A 21,665-nucleotide genomic window follows, 5' to 3' on the forward strand; every position below is an offset into this window, starting at 1 on the left:
CCGGGAACTCCTGGACGCTTACCGGACGGACGAGCCGGCCGCCTGGAGGACGAAGGATGGGAGCGGCACGTCAACGAATGGCCCGACCTCGACGCGAGCACGGAGGTCTTCCTGCGTCGCACCGTCTGGGGGCACACGCTCGACCGGGAGACCCTCACCGGCCCTCCGGGGCCGATAAGGGTCTCAACGTGATCGTGGGGGCCGCCTGTCAGGTCGGCGCGTGGCCGGGGCGGTGTGCCGAGGTCGGCGGTGGTGGATGAGCGGGGGCGTCCCCGGACCCCTCGATGTGGTTCAGCCGATCAGTCCCGGCAGGACACCGGTGGTTTCGGAGTCGAATGTTCGCAGCTGTCTGGTCTTGCCGGTGTGGACGTTCACCGCGTACAGCGTCGGCGTGCCCGAGCGGGGGAGTTTGGGCACGGCGAGCAGCGTCACCTCGGTCTCGCTCACCCAGCCGCCCAGGTGGGAGGGGCTCAGCTCTTCCGGGATGCCCTGGGGCGCCACCTCGGGGTTCTCGCGACCGCTGATGGCATCGATCGTGACGATCGTCCGAGGGCGCTCGGGCGTCGGCTTGGCGTCGCGGCCCCGGGGCGAGCCGATTCGAACCAGGGTGCGCCCGTCCGGGCCGAGGGCGCTGAAGCTGTAGGTGAAGTCCTTGACGGTGACCGGCGCGTTGCCCAGGACCCGGATCCGGGTGGTGCTGTCGTACGGCCTCACCAGTGTGACCGGGCTGCCGCCGTCGCCGACGCTCACCGGGAACCAGTCGCCGTTCAACGCGCTCGTCTCACCTCCCGCGATGTCGATCAGGACGCTGTACGGCCTGGGTCTGCCGCCGAAGTTCGTGTAGATCAGGTGCAGGCCGTCGGGAGACAGGCGTAGGAAGTTCTCACCGTCGAGGTCGTCCTTGGAGATCGTGAGCGGCGCCTTCCAGATTCGGCCGCTTCGCAGGTCGCGTACCTCGATGGTCTGCTGTTTCTCGCTGTAGTAGGCGATCCGCCGGCCGTTCTGGGTGATCGCCACCGGACCGAGCAGGACCTCCTTGCCCACGTTTCTGAGGCCCAGGGCGGCGGTGAGCTCGTAGGTCACTCCGGAGGTGGTGACCACCCGCCACCGGCCGTCGACACAGTCCGTATCGTCGATCGTGGGAGGCGGGCAGAGGTGGGTGTAGGCGCGGGCCAGCGGTCCGACGCCCTTCTTCGGCAACGCGGGGACGACCTCGGGGACGGGCGTCAGCACGATGGGTCCTTCGCCGCGTAGGCCGCCGTTGACCACGGTGACCACGGTGACCACGCCGCCCGTCAGCATCGCCACGGCGGTGGCCACGACCAGCGCCAGGGTGATGGCACGCCTGTGCCTGGCGCCCTTGAGGGCACGCTCGGCCAGGTCGATCTGGGGGGCTTCGTCGGCGATCCGGTGTAGTTCGTCGCGGAGCAGGTTCATCGGTGCACCTCCGTCGGCACGTCGGCGAGCAGGTCGGCCAGTTCGGGGGCCAGGACGCGCAGGCGCGACAGAGCGTGGTGGGTCTGGCTCTTGACCGTGCCGAGCGAGCAGCCCATGAGCCGGGCGGTCTCGTGTTCGGTGCGGTCCTCGAAGAAACGCAGCACGAGTACTGCCCGCTGGCGCGGGGTCAGCCTGCCGAGTGCCTGACGCAGGGCCAGGCGGCGTACGGTCGACTCGTCGTGCGACCGGCCGTGTTCGGGCAGTGTGGCGCTCGGCAGTTCAACGGCTCTCCGTCTGCGCCATGACAGGTGCTGATTGATCAGCGCCTTGCGGGCGTAAGCCTCGACGTTGCCGTTTCCGGCGATCCTGGGCCAGCGGGAGGCGACCCTGGTGAGGACCGTCTGTAACAGGTCTTCGGCGAGGTGGGCGTCTCCAGTGAGCAGGTATGCGGTCCGCATCAGCGACTGCTGGCGGGCGTACACGAACTCCTGGAACCCCTCATAGCGGTCCATGCGATTAAACAACTCCGCCGAGGGGGCGAAGGTTGGAAGCGAACGCCGAAAAGTTCAGCGATCCACGGCGGCGTAGCTGCTGATCGAGCGTTCTGCCAGGTGGAGACGCATCTGCTTGCCAGGCGGCATGGCGCCGCTGCTCGCCTTTCCCTGGACGCCGGTCAGGTGGGCGGCGTAGTCGGTGCGGATGGCCGCGAGATCCCGTTCGGCGACCTCTGGCCGGAACCCGGTGACCATCCCGCCGTCGTGGAACCACGCGAGGGTGCAGGTACGGGGGCTGTTGTCGGTGCCGCAGTCGGTGTTCCATGTCGTCACCCGGGTTGGCGGCGGCGGGCAGGGCGGACGGCCGCGGAACCGCTCGGGGTGGGCCAGGAAGGCCGCGTTCAGGGTGGCGACCCGCTGGGCGTGGATCTTGACCACGGAGCCGTCGTGCACGGACGCCGGGGTGTGCATTCCGATACCGGAATGACGATGCTCGTTATTGCAATACTGGAAAAACCGGTCGCAAAAGACGCCTGCGTCTTCGATGGACCCGAACGTTCCAGAAAAAGCTGGACAGTACTTAAGTGTCTTGAACCGCGCTTCCGAGTACGGGTTGTCGTTGGACACACACGGCCGTGAACGGGACCGATCGATCCCCGGCAGCGCGAGTCTGTGACGTCGGTGGGCGGCGTCACACTCCGGAGTCGGCAGGTGTTGTTTCCCGCACCCTTGAAGCCTCCAGGTTCCCGAAAATCCGAATCGTCCTGATGATCTTTCTGACAGATAGTCATTCGGCAGACCGAAAGGAAACTCGATGACCTCATCACGGACCGCGACGAAGCGCAGGAAGCTGTTCCGGACGGCAATGGCCGCGGTGTTCGCCGGAGCCCTGCTCGTGTCCCCGCTGGCCGGAGCTTCCGCAGCGTCGACGTCGGACGATGTTCAGATCATGGGCTGCGGCGCCTACGAGGGGGCGATCAAGAAGGACGGCATCTACTGGTACGCGAAGGTCTACAACGCCTGCGGTCAGGCGAAAAAGATGCGCGCTGTGGCCGATCTGTGGCCTGACGGCCCCTGCGAGTGGGTTGGCGCATACAGCCGCGCACAGCTCTATGCCGGCGTGCAGGCACCGAGCGGCGTCGCCGACTGCTGATCCCCGCCTCGCGTCCCACAGAGCGCGCCGCCCACCTGTCACGTTGGTGGGCGGCGCCCTTTGCTCGTGCGGGAGGCAGAAAGCCGCAGCCGGTACAGGAAGGTGCCCCGGTTCAAGGCCGATCCTCCGAGCCGATGTCCCAGACGTGGAGGGCGAGCCGGCTCTCCTTCACGACCTCACCGAGCCGCATGTCGGGCCCGATCAGGTGGGTCTGGTCGTCGTCTTCCAGGACCCCGGCATCGGTCATTGCGCCGTCGATCGCTGCCTTTTCCGATGGATACCAGTTGCCCGGTCGCGTCGGCGGCGGTCGGTCGGCCGCAGCTCCCCGATCACGTACACGCGGCCCAGACGCGGGATTTCGAGTCGTCCGCTACGGCATCGAGTGCTTCACCACCGAACTCGCCGACGCCGGCGGGGCGGGCTGCATCCTGTCCGAGAATCGGACGGCTCCCCGTCACGGCTGAGGGGAGCCGCTCAGGCCAGGACGTGGCCAAGGCCGCCGACCGACTGTGGATGATCCGGGAGAACAGCTGCATCGCCGGGCGATCCCGGGGTTAGGGCTTCGAGGCGTCGTGTAGTCGTACGGTGAAACCGCCGGGAGGCAGGCGCAGGCCGTCCACTTCGTGTTCCTCGTCGCCGTGGTTGATGGCGAAGAGCCAGTCGCCGCGCCGGACGAGTTCCACGGGGGTGGGGGTCAGGCCGAGCAGGCGGGCGTAGGCGTCGTCGGTCAGGCGGGTGGAGACGTAGAGGGCGGTGCCGGAGCCGTACGAATGGCGGGTGATCGCGGGTCGGCCGGAGAGCGGGGTGCCCAGGGTGTGCGGGCCGGTGTAGACGGCCAGCGCCTCGGCGCCCTCCAGGTGCACGTGCTCGCTCCAGAACGTGCCGGTCTCCGCCTGGCCGGAGGCGAAGGGGCCGGCTCCGGGGCGGGACCGCGCGGGGGTTTCGGCCTGGTCGGGGATGCGCGCCGAGGTTCTGGCCTCGGTGGGTACGGGGGCGGCCGGGTGCGAGCCGGATCCGTTCGGGGACGGGGCGGAGAGGGTGAGGGCGATGGCCGGGGGGAGTGGGTGGAACTCCTCGACCCTGATGCCCAGGAGGTCGCGGAGGGCGCCGGGGTAGCCGCCGAGGCGGACACGGGCGTGCTCGTCGGCGACGCCGCTGAGGAAGGAGACCACCAGGGTGCCGCCGCCCGCGACGTAGCGGCGCAGGTTCTCGGCGTCGGCGTCGCAGATGAGGTAGAGGCTCGGGACGAGGACGAGCGGGTACGCCGACAGGTCGGCGGAGGGGTGCACGAGGTCGGCGGTGACGCCGTGCCGGTAGAGCACCCGGTGCGCCTGGCGTACCGCCTCGGTGTGGTTCAGTTCGGTGGAGGGCAGGCCGGGGGCCTGGAGCGCCCAGTTCGCCTCGACGTCCCAGAGGATCGCGGCCCCGGCCTGGACGGGGGCCGCGCAGGCGTCCTGCAGGGTGGGCAGCAGCGCGCCCAGGTCGCAGATCTCGCGGAAGATCCGCGAGTCCGGTCCGGCGTGCGGCACCATGCCCGCGTGCCAGAGCTCGGCGCCGCCCCGGGAGGCCCGCCACTGGAAGAACATCGCCCCCCGCGAGCCCCGCGCGATGTGCGACAGGCTCAGCCTGGTGATCTCACCGGGCCGCTTGGCGAGCATCCGGGGGCCGGTGTAGGTGACCACCGCCTGCTCCATCAGCAGCCAGGGTTTCCCCGAGGCCCAGCCGCGCGCCAGGTCGGCGGCGAAGGCGGTCTCGGCCGGTGGGTCGGCGGACGGGTAGTGGTCGATGGCCACCAGGTCGACTTCCGCGGCCCAGTGCCGCTGGTTCACCGGGACCCAGTCGCCGAGCACGAAGTTCGTGGTGACCGGGACGTCCGGGGTGAGTTCGCGCAACACCGCCTTCTGCTCGCGGAAGTGGTCGAGCATCGCGTCGGAGACGAACCGCCGGAAGTCCAGGACCTGGGCGGGGTTGGGCAGGTACTGGGTGGCGCGGGGCGGGGTGATCTGCTCCCAGGCGGAGTAGTGCTGGCTCCAGAAGGAGGTGGTCCAGGCGTCGTTCAGCGCCTCCAGGGTGCCGTGCCGCGACCGTAGCCAGACCCTGAACGCGTCGGCGGCGTGGTCGCAGTGGCAGACGGTGCCGTACTCGTTGTGCACGTGCCACATGACCAGTGCCGGGTGGTCGTGGTAGCGCTCGGCGAGCGTACGGGCGATCCCGGTGCAGGCGGCGCGGTAGGCGGGGGAGTGCACGCAGTAGGTGTCGCGGCTGCCGTGGGTGAGCCGGGTGCCGTCGGGGGTGACGGTGCGGGCGTCGGGATGGGCGAGGCCGAACCATGGGGGCGGGGAGGCGGTCGGGGTGGCCAGGTCGACCCCGATTCCGCCCTCGTGCAGCAGGTCGAGGACGCGGTCGAGCCAGCCGAAGTCGTAGGCGCCCGGTGTGGGCTCCAGTCGCGCCCAGGAGAACACCCCGACGCTGACCAGGTTGACCCCGGCCCGCCGCATCAGTTCGACGTCCTCCTTCCAGACCTCCTCCGGCCACTGCTCGGGGTTGTAGTCCCCGCCGTAACACAGCCCGCCGAACCCTCGGGGCCAGTCCACCGGCAGCTCCCTCATTTGGATGGAATCTAAACTAATTATCCACAGGTGGGGGGCCTGGCTCAAGCCGTGGTCGTGGGCCGCATGTCCTGCTGCCGGGCCGCTGCGGGTCGAGCCCGTCTCACGCTCGGTCCTCGCGAGCCGCGCGCCTCCGTGGGCTGCCGGCAGGTCGTGTCCGTTCCAGGGGCCCTGGCGCCGGCCGTTTCGAGGGCGGCCCTCCCGGCCGGTGCCGGGCAGGTGAGGGCATTGACGTTTGTTGGTTTGGACGCAAAACTAATTCCGCAACAGGTAGCCGAGCGCTGGAGTTCCCATGCCTTACCGTCCACCCCTGGTGGCGCACGAGTACTTCGTCGCCGATCCGCCGGAGCTGCCCGTCCGGTCGCACGGTGAGGAGGGCCTGTCGGCGCTGATCTCGGCGGAACCGGTCGCCTCGGACGCGGCCGGGGTGATCCTGAAGGCGGTGACCTCCGCCGAGGAGACGCTGCTGGTCCAGGTGAGCGTGGCGGGCGAGGGCGTGATCCGGGTCCGGCTCGGCCAGGACGCGGACGCGCGGACCCGGTCGGCCGCCGCGATCTCCATGGTCACGCCGGGCGAGTTCGCCGGGGCGCGGGTGGAGAGCGGGGACGGCACGATCCTGCTGGACGCGGGCTCACTGCGCGCGGAGATCACCCTGGCGCCCTGGCACCTGAGGTTCACCGACGCGAGCGGGGCGCCGCTGCTGGAGCAGGACCGGGGGCACACCGACATCAGCGGCCGGTTGCGCACGCTGCCGTTCGGCCGCTCCAGTTCGAACGGTGCGGTGGTCGGCTACCACGAGAGCTTCGCCGCCCCCGCCGACGAGGCGTTCAGCGGGTTCGGCGAGTCGTTCACCCGGCTCGACAAACGCGGCCAGCGGCCGGTCATGTGGAACTTCGACGCGTTCGGCGCCGAGTCGCAGCGGGCGTACAAGAACGTTCCGTTCTACCTGTCCAGCAGGGGCTACGGCGTGCTGGTGGACAGCGGGACGCCGGTGGAGTTCGACGTCTGCCAGACCACGCACAGCTGCGTGCAGATCGTGGTCCCGGACGACCTGATCGACTACTACGTGATCGCCGGGCCCACCCCGTCCGAGGTGCTCGGCCGGTTCGACCTGCTGACCTGCGCGCCGCTGCTCCCGCCGAAGTGGGCGTTCGGCACCTGGATCTCCTCGGGGTTCTTCGTCGACACCCAGGAGCGGGTGATGGCCAGGGCGCGGCGGATCCGCGAGCGCGGCATCCCGTGCGACGTGCTCCACCTGGACACCTACTGGCAGACCGACGGGCACTGGTCCGACCTGCGCTGGGACGCGGGCGGCTTCCCCGACCCCACCGGCATGCTGGCCGAGCTGAAGGAGATGGGGTTCAAGGTCTGCCTGTGGATGAACCCGTACATCTCCCATCTCAGCCCTGTCTTCCCGGAAGCGGCCGAGAACGGATATTTCCTGAAAAAGCCTGATGGTGAGGTCTATGTGGCCGACTGCTGGCACGGCTCCTACCCGGCCTGCGGCATCGTCGACTTCACCAACCCGGCCGCCACCGAGTGGTTCCAGGGACTGCTCCGCCCGCTGCTCGAACAGGGCGTCCAGGTCTTCAAGACCGACTTCGCCGAGGGGGTGCCGCGCGACGCGGTCGCGGCCAACGGCATGTCGGGCACCGACCTGCACAACGTCTACACGCTGCTCTTCAACGACGCGGTCTCCGAGGTGACCCGCGAGATCGCCGGGCACGGCATGGTCTGGGCGCGCTCGTCGTTCCTCGGCGGGCAGCGGCACTCGGCGCAGTGGAGCGGCGACACCTACACCGGCTACCCGGCGATGGGCAGCACGCTCCGTGGCGGGCTGGCACACGGCCTGTCCGGCATCCCGTTCTGGAGCCACGACGCGGGCGGGTTCACCGGCCGCCCCACCGACGACCTGTACGTCAGGTGGACCCAGTTCGGCGCGTTCTCCCCGCTGCTGCGCCTGCACGGCACCACCAGCCGGGAGCCGTGGGAGTTCCCCGAGGTGGAGGCGGAGGCGGTCGAGGCGCTGAGGCTGCGCTACCGGCTGATGCCGTACATCTACACGGCCGCCGTCGAGGCCGCCGCGACCGGGGCGCCGATGATGCGGGCGCTCTGCGTCGACTATCCCGACGACCCGGTGGCCTGGCAGGCGGACCTGGAGTACCTGCTCGGCCGTGACCTGCTGGTGGCGCCGATGACCTCGCCCGAGCAGGTCAGGAAGGTCTACCTGCCGGCCGGGCGGTGGGTGGACCACTGGACCGGCGAGGTGCTGGACGGCGGCAGGTACGTCACGGTCGCCACGCCGCTGGACCGCATCCCGCTGTTCGTCAGGTACGGCGCGATCATTCCCGTCCTCGCCGAGCCCGGTGTCGCCGTCGGGGACGGGCCGTTCGGGGAGATCACCCTGGTCGCCTACGGCGTGGGCGAGAGCAGCACCACGATCTCCGACCACGACGGGGACACCACGATCACCGCGCTTCCCGAGGGCGAGGGCCTGCGGGTGACCGTCTCGGGGAGCGCGCGGATCGCGGGGGTCGAGCTGGTGGGGGCCGGCGTCCCGATCGTCATCACCACCATCTAGGAGAAGACCATGTTCAACCTGAGAGTCGGTGTCGCCACGGTGGCGGCGCTCGCGGCGCTCGCCGCCTGCGGCGGCACCGAGCAGGCGGCGGACAAGCCCGCCGCGGACGGCCCCCGCGTCCTGAAGCTCTGGCACTACGAGGGCGCCGACAGCGCGATGGGCAAGGCGTGGGCCGAGGCCGTCAAGCAGTTCGAGGCCACCCACCCGAACGTGACGGTGAAGTTCGAGGAGAAGGCGTTCGAGCAGATCCGCCAGTCCGCGGGCATGATCCTCAACTCGGACGAGGCCCCCGACGTCATGGAGTACAACAAGGGCAACGCCACGGCGGGGCTGCTCTCCAAGCAGGGACTGCTCACCGACCTCACCCCCGAGGTGACCAAGCGGGGCTGGGACAAGCTGCTCAGCCCCTCGATCCAGACCACCGCCAGGTACGACGAGCGCGGCGTGATGGGCGCGGGCAAGTGGTACGGCGTCCCGAACTACGCCGAGTACGTGATGGTCTATTACAACAAGGACGCCTTCAAGAAGGCGGGCGTCGAGGTGCCCACCACCTACGAGGAGTTCACCGCCGCCCTCGACACGTTCGTCAAGGCGGGGACCACCCCCATCGCGGTCGGCGGCGCCGAGTACCCCGCGCAGCAGATCTTCTACCAGCTCGCGCTGAGCAAGGCGCAGCGCTCCTGGGTGGACGCCTTCCAGCTCTACAAGGGCAAGGTCGACTTCAAGGGGCCGGAGTTCAGGTACGCGGCCGACACCTTCGCGGACTGGGTCAAGAAGGGCTACATCGAGGCGGACTCCGCCGCCATCAAGGCCGAGGACATGGGCGTCTCCTTCATCGGCGGCAAGTACCCGATCCTGGTCTCCGGCAGCTGGTGGTACGGCCGCCTCGTCAGCGACGTCAAGGACTTCGAGTGGGGCTCGTTCCTCTGGCCGGGCAACACGATGAGCGCCGGGTCGAGCGGCAACGTCTGGGTCGTCCCGGAGAACGCCAAGAACAAGGACCTCGCCTACGACTTCATCGACATCACCATGAAGAAGGACATCCAGAACCTGCTCGGCAACTCCGGCGGCATCCCGGTGGCCGCCGACACGGCCGCGATCACCGATGAGAAGAGCAAGGAGCTGATCGAGAACTTCAACACGCTCTCGGCCTCCGACGGGCTGGCCTTCTACCCCGACTGGCCGGCGCCCGGCTACTACGACGTGCTGGTGGCGGGCGTGCAGAACCTCATCAACGGCACCAAGACCCCCGACGCGGTGCTGGACGAGATCGCCGCTCCGTACCAGGAGAATCTCGCCGACATCGGCAACTGACCCCACGATCCGTGCCGTGCCGCCGTGGGAGCCGAGCGGCACGGCACACCCCCCGTACAGCACAGAGAAAGGAGACCTCCGATGCCGAGGTCTCGTGACCGCGGGTACCTGGTGTTCCTGCTGCCGAGCGCCGTGCTCTTCACCGCGGTCATCGTCGTGCCGTTCCTGATGAACGTCGGCATCGGCTTCACCCGCTGGCAGGGGATCGGCGACCCGAGGTGGATCGGGCTGGAGAACTACACCCGGCTCCTCGCCGACGAGCGGTTCTGGTCCTCCTTCCGCAACAACGTCGCGCTCATCGTGGCGATGGCGATCGTCCCGACGCTCATCGGGCTCGTCCTGGCCGCCACGCTCTTCGACTACGTGGGCAAGAAGGTCGGCCCCCGCGCGGCCGGCGTGCTGCGGGCCGCGTACTACCTGCCGCAGGTGCTGCCGGTCGCGGTGGCCGGGATCGTCTGGGGCTGGATCATGCATCCCAGGTTCGGGGCGCTCAACGAGCTGCTCGGGCTGCTGGGGATGGAGCCTAGGAACTGGCTGGGGGACCCGGACTGGGCGCTGCCGAGCGTCATGGTGATCATGGTCTGGTTCCAGATCGGCTACCCGGTGGTGATCTTCATGTCCGGGCTGCAGCGGGTCGACCCCGCGCTGTACGAGGCCGCCGAGATGGACGGCGCCTCGTGGTGGCGGCGGTTCTGGCACATCACCATCCCGCAGATCCGGCCGGAGATCTACGTGGTCCTGCTGACCTGCACGATCGCCGCGCTCAAGGTCTTCGGGCCGATCTTCGTACTGACCAGGGGCGGCCCCGGCGGTGCCACGCTCGTGCCCTCCTACTTCAGCTACCAGAACTTCTTCGAGAAGGCCAACGTCGGCTACGGGGCGGCGATCGCCACCGTGCTCACCCTGGTGATCATCGCGGTGACGGTCTTCTTCCTGCGGGTTCAGGACAGGGAATCATGATCCGGAAGTACTCGGTCCTGGTCTCGCTGGTCGTGCTGGCCGTCGTGATGCTGGTGCCGTTCGTGATCGTCACGCTCAACGCGGTCAAGTCACCGGCCGACTACTCCTCGGGCGGGCCGCTGAGCCTGCCGAGCGAGCTGTACCTCGACGGGATCGTCGACTTCTGGAACCGGGTCGACTTCGGCGGCAAGCTCTGGAACAGCCTGCTGATCAGCGGCTCGGTGGCCGTGCTCGCGACGGTCCTGTCGGTGCTCAACGCCTACGCGCTCGGCATCGGCAGGGTGCGCGGGCGGGTGTGGATCCTGGTCGTCTTCCTGGTGGCCAACACGCTGCCGCAGGAGGCGCTGGTTTACCCGCTGTACTACCTGGCCAAGCAGGTCGGCCTCTACGACACCAGGCTCGGGGTGATCATCATCTTCACGGTGATCCAGAGCGCCTTCGGGACCTACCTGCTCTCCTCGGTGCTCGGCCGCTTCCCGCACGAGATCCTGGAGGCGGCGGCCCTGGACGGGGCGGGCAAGTGGCGGGCCCTGTGGCGGATCGTCGTGCCGATCAGCAGGCCCACACTGAGCGTGCTGCTCGTCTTCTTCTTCATCTGGACCTGGAACGAGTTCTTCCTGCCCCTGGTCTTCCTCATCTCCAACGAGAACCAGACGGTTCCGGTCGCCCTCGGGGTGCTGCAGGGGGACAAGATGATGGACGCCACGATGTCCAGCGCCTCGGCGCTGCTCGGCATCCTGCCCGCGGTCGTCTTCTTCCTCATCTTCCAGCGGACCCTGACCCGCGGCGTGACCGTGGGCGCCGTCAAGTGAGCCGCCGGACGCCGTACGCCGCTCGGGGGCGGACGGCGTCCCAGACCCGCAGTTCTTCGACTCCCCCTGACCTGGAGGCGAGATGTCCTTATCGACCAAGGCGGCGACCAGGGCGGTCGCGGCCGTGGCCGCGACCGCCCTGACCCTGGGGCTGTGCGCGGCCCCGGCCCGCGCGGCCTACGACTACCCCTTCCGTGATCCCGCGCTCCCGCTGAACCAGCGCGTCGACGACCTGCTCGGCCGCCTCACCCAGGCCGAGAAGATCTCCTGGCTCCACCAGTACCAGCCCGCGGTGGACCGCCTGGGCATCGGGCTGTTCAAGACCGGCACCGAGGCGCTGCACGGCGTCGCCTGGTCCACCGACATCGACAACGGCGGCGGCGTGGTGACCGCCGAGGGGACCGTGTTCCCGCAGGCCGTCGGCCTGGCCAGCACCTGGAATCCCGACCTGATCAAGAAGGTCGGCGCCGCCGTCGGCGACGAGGCCAGGGGGTATCACGCGGAGAACCCCCGGCTGTGGGGCCTGCAGCTCTGGGCACCGGTGGTCAACCTGCTCCGCGACCCTCGCTGGGGCCGCAACGAGGAGGGCTACTCCGAGGACCCGCTGCTCACCGGCGCGATCTCCACCGCGTACGGCTCGGGCATCCAGGGCGACGACCCGGACCACCTGCGGGCGGCCCCGGTGCTCAAGCACTTCCTGGCCAACAACAACGAGGTCCGCCGCGACACGACCTCCGCCGGCCTGCGCCCGCGCGTCCTCAACGAGTACGACGTCCCGGCGTTCAGAACCGCGCTGCGGGCGGGCGCGGCCACCGGCGTGATGACCGCCTACAACCTGGTCAACGGGCGGCCCGCCACGGTCACCGACCTCAACTCCACGGTCAGGACCTGGACCGACAGGCCGCTGTTCAACGTCTCCGACGCCGGCGGGCCCAACAACCTCACCGGCTCCCAGGGCTACTTCGCCACCCAGGCCGAGGCCGCCGCCGCCATGCTCAAGGCGGGGGTGGAGAGCTTCACGGTGAACGACACCAACGCCGCCCCGACGGTGGCCGCGGTCAACGAGGCGCTCTCGCGCGGCCTGCTGACCCAGGCCGACATCGACACCGCGGTACGCAACATCCTCGGCGTCCGGTTCCGGCTCGGCGAGTTCGATCCGGACGGCGGGCCGTACGGGAAGATCACCAAGGACGTGGTCGACAGCCCCGCGCACCGCGCGCTGGCCCGGCGGACCGCGGCCGAGGCGGCGGTGCTGCTGAAGAACTCCGGGAGGACCCTGCCGCTCAGCCCCGCCAAGAAGGTCGCGGTGGTCGGCCCGCTGGCCGACACCCTCTACACCGACTGGTACTCCGGCAGGCTGCCCTACAGGGTCACCCCGCTGGAGGGGATCCGGGCGCGGTCCGCCGCCGCCGTCACCAGCGAGGGCGTCGACCGGATCGCGCTGAGGTCCGGCGGCAGGTACCTCACCGCGGGCACCGGGGCGGGCGCCGACCTGAGGCTCTCGGCGACCACCGCGGGCGCGACCGAGCAGTTCGACGTCTTCGACTGGGGCCAGGGGATCGTCACCCTGCGCAGCGTCGCCAACGGAAAGTACGTCAGCCGGGCGAACTGGTCCACCCTGGTCAACAACCAGGAACAGCCCACCGGCTGGTTCGTCCAGGAGCAGTTCAAGCTGGAGGCGCAGGCCGACGGCACGACGCTGCTGCGCTACGCCGGCTACGAGACCGCCTACGACTGGTTCGGCCCGAACAAGTACGTCAAGGCCGCGGCCGACGGCACGCTCGGCCTGACCGTCGCCGAGGACGCCACCCGCTTCGAGAAGGAGACCGTGCGCAGCGGGATCGCCGAGGCGGTCGCGGCGGCGAAGGGTGCCGACGCGGCGGTGGTCGTGGTCGGCAGCATGCCGTTCATCAACGGCCGGGAGGACCACGACCGGACCGACCTCGGCCTCGCCGAGGGGCAGCGGGCGCTGGTGGAGGCGGTGCACGCCGCCAACCCGAACACCGTGGTCGTGCTGGAGAACAGCTACCCGACCACGATCGACCGGCTGCAGGAGAAGGTCCCGGCGATCCTGTGGACCACGCACGCCGGAGCCGAGACCGGCAACGCGCTGGCCGACCTGCTTTACGGCGACGCCAACCCGGCCGGCCGGCTCACCCAGACCTGGCCCAAGGAGGGTGCCGCCCTGCCGGACATCCTCGACTACGACATCGTCAAGACCGGCGCGACCTACCTGTACTCCAAGGCCAGGCCGCTGTACGCCTTCGGCCACGGCCTGAGCTACACCACGTTCGGCTACCAGGGCCTCAGGACCACCGCGAAGAGCGGCGGGTACGAGGTGAGCGTCAAGGTGACCAACACCGGGTCGCGCGCGGGCGACGAGGTGGTCCAGCTCTACACCCACCAGCACGCCTCCCGGGTGGAGCAGCCGGTCAAGCAGCTGCGCGGCTTCCAGCGGGTGAGCCTGGCCCCCGGCGAGTCGAAGACGGTGAGGTTCTCGCTCAAGACCGCGGACCTGGCCCTGTGGGACGTGACCAGGGGGCGTTTCGCGGTGGAGCCGTCCACCCACGACGTCCTGGTCGGCTCGTCGTCGGACCGGATCCACCAGCGGGCCACCCTCCAGGTGGCCGGCGAGCGGATCCCCGCCCGTGACCTGACCACCGCCACCCGGGCCGCCGACTTCGACGACTACGCGGGGGTCGAGCTGGTCGACGAGACCAAGGTCCGCGGTGACGCGGTCGGCGCCTCGGCGGGCGAGTGGATCGCGTTCAAGGACGCGGACTTCCGGGCCGGGGTCACCGGCGTGCGGCTCGGGGTCGCGGCGAGTGCCGCCTCCTCGGTCGAGATCCGGCTCGGCTCCCCGACCGGCAGGCTCGCCGGAACCGTTCCGGTGACCGCCACCGGCGGGATCTACTCCTGGGCCACCGCAGGTGCCCCCGTCACCGGCGTACGGGGTAGGCAGGACGTCTACCTGGTCTTCAGGGGCGCCCTGCGGGTGAAGGACGTGGCCTTCACCCGCTGATCCGGCTCCGGCCACGGCCACGGCCCGCTCCTTCCCGGGGGCGGGCCGTACGTGGTTGAAAGCGGTTTTCCGGGTACGGGCGCTGAACAGGGAAGCATCGGCCCAGGCGCTGCGTTGTGGCCGTTTCGAACCGTGATTTCGATCAATCCTGAGGAGTACACCATGACGAGTACGGAACGTCCCGCCGAGGCGTCGGGCCAGTTCGCCATCGGGGGCGACCTCACGGTCAACCGCCTGGGGTACGGGGCGATGCAGCTCACCGGGAAGGGGGTGTGGGGGGAGCCGAGCGACCCCGAGGAGGCGGTCCGCGTGCTGCGCCGCGCCGTCGAGCTGGGGGTCAACTTCATCGACACCGCCGACTCCTACGGCCCGTTCGTCTCCGAGCTGCTGATCAAGAAGGCGCTGCACCCCTACCCCGAGGACCTGGTCATCGCGACCAAGGCGGGGCTCACCCGCTCCGGCCCCGACGACTGGCGCCCGGTCGGCCGCCCCGAGTACCTGCGCCAGCAGGCCGAGCTGAGCCTGCGCCACCTCGGCGTGGAGCGGATCGACCTGTTCCAGCTGCACCGCATCGACGCGAAGGTGCCCCTCGCCGACCAGGTCGGGGAGCTCGCCCTGCTGCAGCAGGAGGGCAAGATCCGGCACATCGGCCTCAGCGAGGTCAGCGTCGAGCAGGTCGAGGCGGCGGGTGAGTTCGCGCGGATCGTCTCGGTGCAGAACCTCTACAACCTCGCGCACCGCGACGCCGAGCCGCTGCTGGAGTACTCCGAGGCCAACGGCATCGGCTTCATCCCGTGGTTCCCGCTCGCCACCGGCAAGCTGGCCGAGGAGGGCGGCCCGCTCGCCGAGGCGGCCAGGGCACACGGCGCCACCCCGTCGCAGCTCGCCCTGGCCTGGCTGCTGAAGCGCTCCCCGGTGATGCTTCCCATCCCCGGCACCTCGAAGGTCGCCCACCTGGAGGACAACGTCGCCGCCGCCGGCGTCCAGTTGACCGACGACGAGTTCGCGGCCCTGTCCAAGGGGGCCTGAGCGACGGACGCCGCCCGTTCCAGGTGGTGTCGTGGACCCAGCACGACGGGCGGCTCCGTTCGGAATGCTCAGACGGCCAGAGCGCGGCGCCGTGAATCGGCTCCCGGCCCTGGTCGCCCCGTGGCCTGATCTCCGGCCCGGTGGGGCCGGGGCCGGGGGCGGCATGGCCGGCGGGAACATGTCACCGAAGCCGCGTGCGCAGCCGTGCGAGGACCGCTCGGCGCGCCGGGCCGTTCCGTCGGTGACGCCGCACTGCATTGAAGCACTAGAGATCTACAAGTGGGGGTCGGTAGCTTCCCGGCATGAGAAAACGATCTTCCGTCCTCGCTGCCCTGGCAGTGGCCGCCGTACTCGCCGCTCCCGCCCCGGCCTCGGCCGCAGCGGGATTCTCGGCGGCAGGGATCTCCTCCGGCTCGTCGGCTTCGGGGATCAATGCCTTCTCCTTCCAGGGCATGAACCTGAAGATCCCCGCCGGCTGGAGGGTGCACCGTAACGGGAACAGCGTCGTAGTGGTGACCGGAAAGTGCAAGAGGCCGGAGCCCTTCGCCCCGAACTGCCAGGGATTCTGGGTGTTCGGTGCAAAGGCGATCACCAAGGTCCCGGTCGGGGGCGGTTTCCTCACCTACACCGGCAAGGAGCAGTTCCATCCCTTCAGTGGCGTGGTGCCCTGCCCGTTCAACGCCAAGACCAGCTGGTTCCCTGGTGAGAAGGCCACCTCGACAGGCCTGCACCAGGTCGGACGCGGCCACAGGGCGAAGTACACCGCCTGGGCCAATCAGTGCGTGACGAACAACGGTGGCCGGCGGACGGCGAGTTTCACTCAGCGGGAGTGGTTCCTGCCCTCGTCGAAGATTCTGGTGGTGGACGTCTGGAACACGCCGGGGCTGTCGAACGTGCTCAAGAGCGCCACCTGGAGCTGACCGTGAATCGAGTGCCGAACCAGGGGGGCCGGCACTCCCAGTGCGCCGGGCCGTTCGACCGGTAGCGCTCTTCCCTGGTTTCCACGTCTGACGCGGTAAGGTCGGGCGCACGGACAACAGAAGGTCGCCCACCTGCAGGACGACCTCGCCGTCGGCGTCGAACCGACCGACGAGGAGCTCGCGGCCCTGTCCAAGGGGGCCTGAGAGACGGTCGCCGCCGGCGCTCCCGGCGGCGACCGTCCTCGTACGTCGTGAAGCCGGGGTGCGACCAGGCCGGTTGGTCGCCGCCCGGTGGAAAGGTCTCATCGTGACGATCCAGGTGGCCGTCTGCGGTCCGCGTGACTGCACCGGCGAGGACGAGTCCAACGCCCGTGAGATCGGCCGGCTGCTGGCGGAGCGCGGCGCGGTGGTGATCTGCGGCGGTTACACCGGAGTCATGGCCGCCGTGGCGTCCGGCGCCCGCTCGGCGGGCGGGACGGTGGTCGGCATCCTGTCCCGGGCGGACCGGGAGCACGCCGGCCCGGACCTTTCCATCGTGATCCCGACCGGCGTCGGGGAGGCGCGAAACAACATCATCGTCAACTCGGGTGACGCGGTGATCGTCGTCGGCGGATCGTGGGGCACCCTGTCGGAACTGGCGCTCGCGATGCGCCACGGCCGGGTCCCCGTGGTCCAGCTCGGCGGCTGGCGGCTGCTCGACCGTGCGGGGCGTCCGGTCGCCGGTGTCAGGTACGTCTCGTCCCCGCGGGAGGCGCTGGCGGCCACCGGGTTCTGGCCCGACCACTGACTCCTCCGGACCGTTGCCCGGCCGTGCGGCACGCCCGGTGTGCTTTCGCCGCGGCCACCGGCGGCGGGCTGCCACGCTGTGGCCGTCAGGGATGACCGGCCGGTTTCCCGGCGCCCCGAGGGAGGGGACCGAGAATTTTCGCGAGGGTACTTGCGCATCGACCTGTCGGTAACCTATAACTTCATTAAGAGCTTTTCGAGAAGGCAGGCTTGAGGGTACCTGCCTGTTCACATGGAGGTGGTTACCGATGCTGCTGACGTCGATCGACCCGTTCATCCAGGAGTTCGACCGGCAGTTCGACCGGATCACGCGCCAGGCGTTCGGATCGAGTGATGGCGCCGCGCGCGGGGCCATGCCGCTGGACGGCGTCCGCCGCAAGGACGACGTCCTGCTGAAGTTCGACCTTCCGGGCATCGACCCCGACTCCATCGAGGTGACCGTCGACCGTGGAGTGCTCTCGGTAAGCGCCGGCCGTGAGGAGGAGTACGGGCAGGACGACCGCCTGTTCGTCCGCGAGCGCCCGATGGGCACCTTCACCCGCCGCGTCTACCTGTCCGAGCACCTCGACAGCGACAAGATCGACGCCGCCTACTCCAACGGTGTCCTGGCGGTGCGTATCCCGGTCATCGAGCGGGCCAGGCCCCGCAAGGTCGAGATCCAGAAGGCCGAGCACACCTCGGACCAGAAGTCGATCAAGGCCTGAGGGGGCAGGGTCTGACCGTCGGATCTCCATGGGGTGGGCGCCGGGTTCCGGTGCCCACCCTGCGCGTTTCACACACCTGTCGTCCCCCACAGGAAAGGAGCGGTGATGGTCAGGTTGCCCTTCGACGACGAGCACGCCCCGCTGTACTCCGTCGGCCAGGTCGCCGACATGCTCAATGTGGAGCAGGCGTTCCTGCGCCGGCTCGACGAGCACGACGTGGTCCGCCCCGCCCGTTCCAGCGGCGGCCAGCGACGCTACACCCGCCACGAGATCGGCGACCTCCAGGACGCCATCCAGCTCATCGGCGAGGGCATGACCCTCGCCGCGGTACGCCGGATCTTCGTCCTGCAGCAGCAGGTCAACGACCTGCGGGAGGAGTTGGCCAGGGAGCGCGCCGCCCGCCGGGAGGACCGGTGACCCGGCCGGGCGGGACCGCTCGGCCCCCGACCGCCCTCGATCGCGGGGAACGAGGTGGCGCGGCCGGGGGTTCCCGAGCGCTCAGTCCGGTTCGTAGCCCCTGTCAGTACGAAAGGACGAGATCGGCCGCGGGTGCGGCCGACGGCGGTGGAGACCGTCAGCGGGATGGCCGGTAGGCCCGGCAGGGGGAGCCGGGTCGTTCTCGCTCCCCGGCCTTCGCGTTCCGCGGGGTCGCCGAACCAGGGGATCGGCGTCCCGATGGGCGCCCAGGCGGCGGGACACCACACCGAGCAGCCGCCCCCCGGAGAAGTAACCGAACCTCCGAGAGTCGAGGCTGGCGGCCGGGTTGTCGCCCAGCAGCACCAGGCAGCCCGCCGGGACCCGTGCGCCGGGGGCGGCCCGTGCGGCCGCCGCCACCTCCTCGGGCACCGGGTCGCCGGGCACGGCGGCCGCGCGCTTGACGATCCACTGTCCGGGGGGTACCGGATCCGTCATCACCACGACCTGCCCCGGACGGACCGCCGCCAGGGACGCCCGGCGGATCAGGAGTCGCTCGCCCTCCCGGTAGGTGGGCTCCATGCTCACCCCGTGCACCGTCACCACGAGGAAGCGCCGCCGGATCCAGAGCAGGCCCGCCAGGACCACCGTGGCGAGGACGCCCAGGAGCGGCCCGGTCACGGCTCCGCCCCGGTGGCGGCGACCTCGTCCCGGTAACCGTCCGCCTGGAGACGGAACAGCCGCGCGTACGGGCCGTCCGCCCGGTACAGCTCGTGGTGGTCGCCCCGCTCGGCGATCCGCCCGTCCTCCAGCACCACGATCAGGTCCGCGTCGCGAACCGCGCCGAGCCGGTGCGAGATGAGCAGGCTGGTCCGGCCCGCCCGTAGCAGCCGCAGCCGGTGGTGGATCTCGTGTTCGGCCTGGGCGTCCAGCCCGGCGCTCGGCTCGTCGAGGATCATCATGTCGCAGTCGTCCCGGAGCAGCGCCCGGGCCAGTGCCAGGCGCTGCCACTGTCCGCCGGACAGGACCACCCCGGTGACCGGGTCGTCCCTGTCCGTCTCCATGAAGAAGGTGCGGCTCAGCATGGTGTCGTACCCGTGCGGCAGCCGCCGCACGATGTCGTCGACACCCGCCCGCTCCGCGGCGGCCACGATCCGCTCCCGGTCCTCGATCGCGGTCAGGTCGCCGAGCCCGATGTTCTCCGCGGCGGTGAAGTCGTAGGACATGTAGTCCTGGAAGACCACTCCCAGCCGTTTCCTGAGATCGACGGCGGGCACGTCCCGCAGATCGATCCCGCCCCAGTGAATCGAGCCGGACGTCGGCTCGTAGAAACGGCACAGGAGCTTCACCAGCGTGCTCTTCCCCGCCCCGTTCAGGCCGACCAGAGCCACGGTCGACCCGTGCGGGATGGTCAGGTCCACCCCGCGCAGGATCCACGGATGGTCCTCGCTGTAACGGAACCAGACATCGCGCAGCTCGATGTCGCCGGCCCGGGGAAGGCGCCGGGGCCGGGCCGGCGGCGGCAGGTCGGGCCCCAGCCGCTCGACGGCCAGGTAGTGGCCGAACATCAGCAGCTCCTGGTGGGTGTAGGCCGCCTGCTCGGCCAGGGAGGTCAGCGACGTCTGCACGGAGGCCACCGCCACCACGAACATGGAGATGTCCCCCGCGGTGCCCGACCCGTTCAGCGCCGCACCGATCGCCACGACCAGCCCGGCCCCCGCTGTGCCCGCGCTCACCAGGCTCAGCGCCGCCTGGATGATCAGCTCGCGGCGGTCCAGCCGCCGGTGCTGCCCGTTCGCGCGCAGCCGCTCGGCCCGCATCCGCCCGCGGAGGAAGTCGCCGAGCCCGAAGAGCCGGATCTCCTTGGCCGCCTGCACGTCGCCGAGCAACCGGCCGTAGAAGATCTCCCTGCGTTCGACGGGGCTGATGTTCCACATCAGCCGGGCACGGCGGCGGCTGAGGGAGATCTCCGCGATCAGCGTGGGCACGGCGGCGCCGAGCACGGCCACGGTGATGATCGGGCTGATCACCGCGAGCGAGGCGACGAAGCCGAGCACCGTGATCACGCTCTGGGCGATGCCGAACGTGCCCTCGACGATCTGGCCCGGCGTGTGCCGGGCGGCCTGCTCGGCCAGGCGCAACCGGTCCAGGAAGGCGGGGTCCTCGAACCGCGACAGCCCGGTGAAGCCGTTCACCGTCGTGTACAGCCGGTCCTGGGTGCGGAGCGCGATGGAGCGGCCCAGCTCCGCCCGGAGGTAACGGCGCGCGTGCGGCATCGCGAGCGTCAACGCCCCGACGGAGACCAGGACGATCGCCGCGGTCATGACGCGGTCGTTCTCGCCGGTCAGCCCGTCCAGCACGACCTTGGTCAGCCAGGCGGTCGCGACCGGTGCGGCCGCGGTGGCCACGGTGAGCGCCGTGTACCCCAGCAGCAGCCAGGGCGCCGCCTGCCACCCCAGGCGCAGCGCGGCGCCGAGTTCCCCCAGCCGCGACCGCAGGCCCTCTCCCCGTGCCGTCATGCCGTGATCGGCTTCGGCAGCGCCAAGAGGTCGAATCCCGCCGCGGTGATGACGCTCTCGCCGTCCAGGACGCAGAACGTGGGAAAGGCGCTCACCCCGAAGGCGGCGGCCACCGGCCCTCCGTGCGCCTCCACGACCACCCGGGAGACCCGGGCCAGCGCGACCCGCATCTCCTCGGAGTCGTCGGCTCCGGCGATCACCGCGAGCACCCGGTCCCGGCCGCCGGGCAGCGCCGCGGCGTACGCGGTGAACTTCGGCAGGTTCTCCGTGCACGGTCCGCAGCCGGGTGAGAAGAAGCCGACGAGGGTGCCCGGTTCGAGCGCGCGGCGGGACACCGCCTCGCCGTCGGTGCTCAGCGCGTCGAAGTGCCCGACCGCCGATCCGGCCTCGGGCAGGCGCGCGCCGCCCGCCCCGGGCCGGTCGGCCAGCACGCGGGCGTGTTCCTTCAGTCGCCGGACCACCGCGAGCAGCAGCATGAGGTTCAGCCCGCAGAGCACGCCCAGCACGACGACGGCGGCGATCAGATAGGGCATCGTGTTCGTTCCTCTCCACAGGTGGCCCGCCGGCCGGCGGGAGTACCGGCCGGCGGGAGCGAAATCCGGGCTAGGGCCGGTAGACGCAGCTGCCGCAGATGGTCACGCCGTCGTCGGGGTAGTAGCAGCAGTACCTGGAGTGCCGGGCGCCACACTGCTCGTAGTAGCAGGACGCGGCGTCCGCGTGCCCGGCGGGGACCAGCCGGCTCAGCAGCCGGTCGGCCAGGGCGCTGATCGATCGCACCATAGCTCTTCCTCTCTGTGCGTTCCGGAAACGCAGATCCGATCTTTGGTGGTCGTTGGAATCATTGGCCTCCGCCGTAGAAGTGCCGTAGAAATGGCGTAGAGATTCTGTTCAGGCCGCGGCTGAGTGGAGAT

General features: G+C 70.1%; 20 protein-coding genes and 1 pseudogene. 11 read left to right on the forward strand and 10 right to left on the reverse strand.

The window, feature by feature from the left end; translation table 11 throughout:
- Window positions 1-291 precede the first annotated feature (291 nt).
- The 4 genes and pseudogenes from AB0K21_RS02250 to AB0K21_RS02265 form a co-directional block, all read right to left on the reverse strand.
- Window positions 292-1,437: a hypothetical protein gene (locus AB0K21_RS02250; protein WP_364147130.1), complete on the reverse strand. Its 1,146-nt coding sequence runs from the start codon at window positions 1,435-1,437 to the stop codon at window positions 292-294.
- The gene (locus tag AB0K21_RS02255; RefSeq protein WP_343975319.1) at window positions 1,434-1,949 is read right to left on the reverse strand and encodes a SigE family RNA polymerase sigma factor; all 516 of its coding nucleotides are present in this window, start codon (window positions 1,947-1,949) and stop codon (window positions 1,434-1,436) included. Before AB0K21_RS02255 ends, AB0K21_RS02250 begins: the two co-directional genes overlap by 4 nt.
- A gap of 54 nt (window positions 1,950-2,003) precedes the next feature.
- Window positions 2,004-2,402, reverse strand: coding sequence for a hypothetical protein (locus AB0K21_RS02260; protein ID WP_364147133.1), 399 nt, complete (start codon window positions 2,400-2,402; stop codon window positions 2,004-2,006).
- Window positions 2,403-2,798 (reverse strand): annotated as a pseudogene (locus AB0K21_RS02265) (integrase core domain-containing protein); the annotation flags it as partial.
- On the opposite strand from AB0K21_RS02265, the gene AB0K21_RS02270 reads away from it, so the two are divergent.
- Complete coding sequence (locus AB0K21_RS02270; RefSeq protein ID WP_343975325.1) at window positions 2,746-3,084, forward strand: hypothetical protein; 339 nt, start codon at window positions 2,746-2,748, stop codon at window positions 3,082-3,084. The pseudogene AB0K21_RS02265 and the gene AB0K21_RS02270 overlap by 53 nt on opposite strands.
- A gap of 112 nt (window positions 3,085-3,196) precedes the next feature.
- On the opposite strand, the gene AB0K21_RS02275 is transcribed toward AB0K21_RS02270, so the two are convergent.
- Entirely contained in the window at window positions 3,197-3,331 is a 135-nt protein-coding gene (locus AB0K21_RS02275; RefSeq protein WP_364147136.1) for a hypothetical protein, read from the reverse strand.
- Between the two features lie 307 nt (window positions 3,332-3,638).
- The gene (locus AB0K21_RS02280; protein ID WP_364147139.1) at window positions 3,639-5,693 is read right to left on the reverse strand and encodes a beta-galactosidase; all 2,055 of its coding nucleotides are present in this window, start codon (window positions 5,691-5,693) and stop codon (window positions 3,639-3,641) included.
- 292 nt (window positions 5,694-5,985) lie between these two features.
- On the opposite strand from AB0K21_RS02280, the gene AB0K21_RS02285 reads away from it, so the two are divergent.
- The 10 genes from AB0K21_RS02285 to AB0K21_RS02330 all read left to right on the forward strand — a co-directional run bounded on the left by AB0K21_RS02285 (window position 5,986) and on the right by AB0K21_RS02330 (window position 18,238).
- Window positions 5,986-8,274 carry a TIM-barrel domain-containing protein gene (locus AB0K21_RS02285; RefSeq protein WP_364147141.1) on the forward strand — a complete coding sequence of 763 codons (2,289 nt, stop codon included), beginning with the start codon at window positions 5,986-5,988 and terminating at the stop codon, window positions 8,272-8,274.
- A gap of 9 nt (window positions 8,275-8,283) precedes the next feature.
- Window positions 8,284-9,588 carry an extracellular solute-binding protein gene (locus AB0K21_RS02290; RefSeq protein ID WP_343975337.1) on the forward strand — a complete coding sequence of 435 codons (1,305 nt, stop codon included), beginning with the start codon at window positions 8,284-8,286 and terminating at the stop codon, window positions 9,586-9,588.
- A gap of 81 nt (window positions 9,589-9,669) precedes the next feature.
- On the forward strand, window positions 9,670-10,548 hold the full coding sequence (locus AB0K21_RS02295) for a sugar ABC transporter permease (protein ID WP_343975340.1): 879 nt from the start codon (window positions 9,670-9,672) through the stop codon (window positions 10,546-10,548).
- Window positions 10,545-11,360, forward strand: coding sequence for a carbohydrate ABC transporter permease (locus tag AB0K21_RS02300; RefSeq protein WP_364147146.1), 816 nt, complete (start codon window positions 10,545-10,547; stop codon window positions 11,358-11,360). Before AB0K21_RS02295 ends, AB0K21_RS02300 begins: the two co-directional genes overlap by 4 nt.
- Window positions 11,361-11,442: 82 nt before the next feature.
- Window positions 11,443-14,382, forward strand: a complete 2,940-nt coding sequence (locus tag AB0K21_RS02305) for a glycoside hydrolase family 3 C-terminal domain-containing protein (RefSeq protein WP_364147149.1) — start codon at window positions 11,443-11,445, stop codon at window positions 14,380-14,382.
- Window positions 14,383-14,544: 162 nt separating this feature from the next.
- Complete coding sequence (locus AB0K21_RS02310) at window positions 14,545-15,411, forward strand: aldo/keto reductase (RefSeq protein ID WP_343975349.1); 867 nt, start codon at window positions 14,545-14,547, stop codon at window positions 15,409-15,411.
- 302 nt (window positions 15,412-15,713) lie between these two features.
- Window positions 15,714-16,331: a hypothetical protein gene (locus AB0K21_RS02315; RefSeq protein ID WP_364147153.1), complete on the forward strand. Its 618-nt coding sequence runs from the start codon at window positions 15,714-15,716 to the stop codon at window positions 16,329-16,331.
- Window positions 16,332-16,638: 307 nt separating this feature from the next.
- Window positions 16,639-17,118: a TIGR00725 family protein gene (locus AB0K21_RS02320; RefSeq protein ID WP_364147156.1), complete on the forward strand. Its 480-nt coding sequence runs from the start codon at window positions 16,639-16,641 to the stop codon at window positions 17,116-17,118.
- Between the two features lie 247 nt (window positions 17,119-17,365).
- A complete protein-coding gene (locus AB0K21_RS02325) occupies window positions 17,366-17,821 on the forward strand; it encodes an Hsp20/alpha crystallin family protein (RefSeq protein WP_030907703.1) in 456 nt (151 codons plus the stop codon).
- Between the two features lie 105 nt (window positions 17,822-17,926).
- Window positions 17,927-18,238: a helix-turn-helix domain-containing protein gene (locus tag AB0K21_RS02330; protein WP_343975358.1), complete on the forward strand. Its 312-nt coding sequence runs from the start codon at window positions 17,927-17,929 to the stop codon at window positions 18,236-18,238.
- 81 nt (window positions 18,239-18,319) lie between these two features.
- Here the strand turns inward: AB0K21_RS02330 and AB0K21_RS02335 are convergent, their stop codons facing one another.
- The 4 genes from AB0K21_RS02335 to AB0K21_RS02350 form a co-directional block, all read right to left on the reverse strand.
- Window positions 18,320-18,916 carry a S26 family signal peptidase gene (locus tag AB0K21_RS02335; protein ID WP_343975361.1) on the reverse strand — a complete coding sequence of 199 codons (597 nt, stop codon included), beginning with the start codon at window positions 18,914-18,916 and terminating at the stop codon, window positions 18,320-18,322.
- Window positions 18,913-20,754 carry an ABC transporter ATP-binding protein gene (locus AB0K21_RS02340; protein WP_364147161.1) on the reverse strand — a complete coding sequence of 614 codons (1,842 nt, stop codon included), beginning with the start codon at window positions 20,752-20,754 and terminating at the stop codon, window positions 18,913-18,915. Before AB0K21_RS02340 ends, AB0K21_RS02335 begins: the two co-directional genes overlap by 4 nt.
- Window positions 20,751-21,287, reverse strand: a complete 537-nt coding sequence (locus tag AB0K21_RS02345; protein ID WP_364147164.1) for a TlpA disulfide reductase family protein — start codon at window positions 21,285-21,287, stop codon at window positions 20,751-20,753. The genes AB0K21_RS02340 and AB0K21_RS02345 overlap by 4 nt, the downstream gene beginning before the upstream one ends.
- A gap of 70 nt (window positions 21,288-21,357) precedes the next feature.
- A complete protein-coding gene (locus tag AB0K21_RS02350) occupies window positions 21,358-21,534 on the reverse strand; it encodes a hypothetical protein (RefSeq protein WP_343975370.1) in 177 nt (58 codons plus the stop codon).
- Window positions 21,535-21,665 lie beyond the last annotated feature (131 nt).

This window comes from Streptosporangium sp. NPDC049248 (assembly GCF_040678965.1).
Lineage (GTDB): Bacteria > Actinomycetota > Actinomycetes > Streptosporangiales > Streptosporangiaceae > Streptosporangium > Streptosporangium fukuiense.

Bases quoted from the DNA above. Each gene is read 5' to 3' on its own strand.
- AB0K21_RS02300 (WP_364147146.1), top strand. From the start codon at position 10,545: ATGATCCGGAAGTACTCGGTCCTGGTCTCGCTGGTCGTGCTGGCCGTC.
- AB0K21_RS02260 (WP_364147133.1), bottom strand. From the start codon at position 2,402: ATGCACACCCCGGCGTCCGTGCACGACGGCTCCGTGGTCAAGATCCAC.
- AB0K21_RS02350 (WP_343975370.1), bottom strand. From the start codon at position 21,534: ATGGTGCGATCGATCAGCGCCCTGGCCGACCGGCTGCTGAGCCGGCTG.
- AB0K21_RS02290 (WP_343975337.1), top strand. From the start codon at position 8,284: ATGTTCAACCTGAGAGTCGGTGTCGCCACGGTGGCGGCGCTCGCGGCG.
- AB0K21_RS02285 (WP_364147141.1), top strand. From the start codon at position 5,986: ATGCCTTACCGTCCACCCCTGGTGGCGCACGAGTACTTCGTCGCCGAT.
- AB0K21_RS02340 (WP_364147161.1), bottom strand. From the start codon at position 20,754: ATGACGGCACGGGGAGAGGGCCTGCGGTCGCGGCTGGGGGAACTCGGC.
- AB0K21_RS02280 (WP_364147139.1), bottom strand. From the start codon at position 5,693: ATGAGGGAGCTGCCGGTGGACTGGCCCCGAGGGTTCGGCGGGCTGTGT.
- AB0K21_RS02345 (WP_364147164.1), bottom strand. From the start codon at position 21,287: ATGCCCTATCTGATCGCCGCCGTCGTCGTGCTGGGCGTGCTCTGCGGG.
- AB0K21_RS02295 (WP_343975340.1), top strand. From the start codon at position 9,670: ATGCCGAGGTCTCGTGACCGCGGGTACCTGGTGTTCCTGCTGCCGAGC.
- AB0K21_RS02270 (WP_343975325.1), top strand. From the start codon at position 2,746: ATGACCTCATCACGGACCGCGACGAAGCGCAGGAAGCTGTTCCGGACG.
- AB0K21_RS02330 (WP_343975358.1), top strand. From the start codon at position 17,927: ATGGTCAGGTTGCCCTTCGACGACGAGCACGCCCCGCTGTACTCCGTC.
- AB0K21_RS02255 (WP_343975319.1), bottom strand. From the start codon at position 1,949: ATGGACCGCTATGAGGGGTTCCAGGAGTTCGTGTACGCCCGCCAGCAG.
- AB0K21_RS02310 (WP_343975349.1), top strand. From the start codon at position 14,545: ATGACGAGTACGGAACGTCCCGCCGAGGCGTCGGGCCAGTTCGCCATC.
- AB0K21_RS02315 (WP_364147153.1), top strand. From the start codon at position 15,714: ATGAGAAAACGATCTTCCGTCCTCGCTGCCCTGGCAGTGGCCGCCGTA.
- AB0K21_RS02275 (WP_364147136.1), bottom strand. From the start codon at position 3,331: ATGACCGATGCCGGGGTCCTGGAAGACGACGACCAGACCCACCTGATC.
- AB0K21_RS02305 (WP_364147149.1), top strand. From the start codon at position 11,443: ATGTCCTTATCGACCAAGGCGGCGACCAGGGCGGTCGCGGCCGTGGCC.
- AB0K21_RS02325 (WP_030907703.1), top strand. From the start codon at position 17,366: ATGCTGCTGACGTCGATCGACCCGTTCATCCAGGAGTTCGACCGGCAG.
- AB0K21_RS02250 (WP_364147130.1), bottom strand. From the start codon at position 1,437: ATGAACCTGCTCCGCGACGAACTACACCGGATCGCCGACGAAGCCCCC.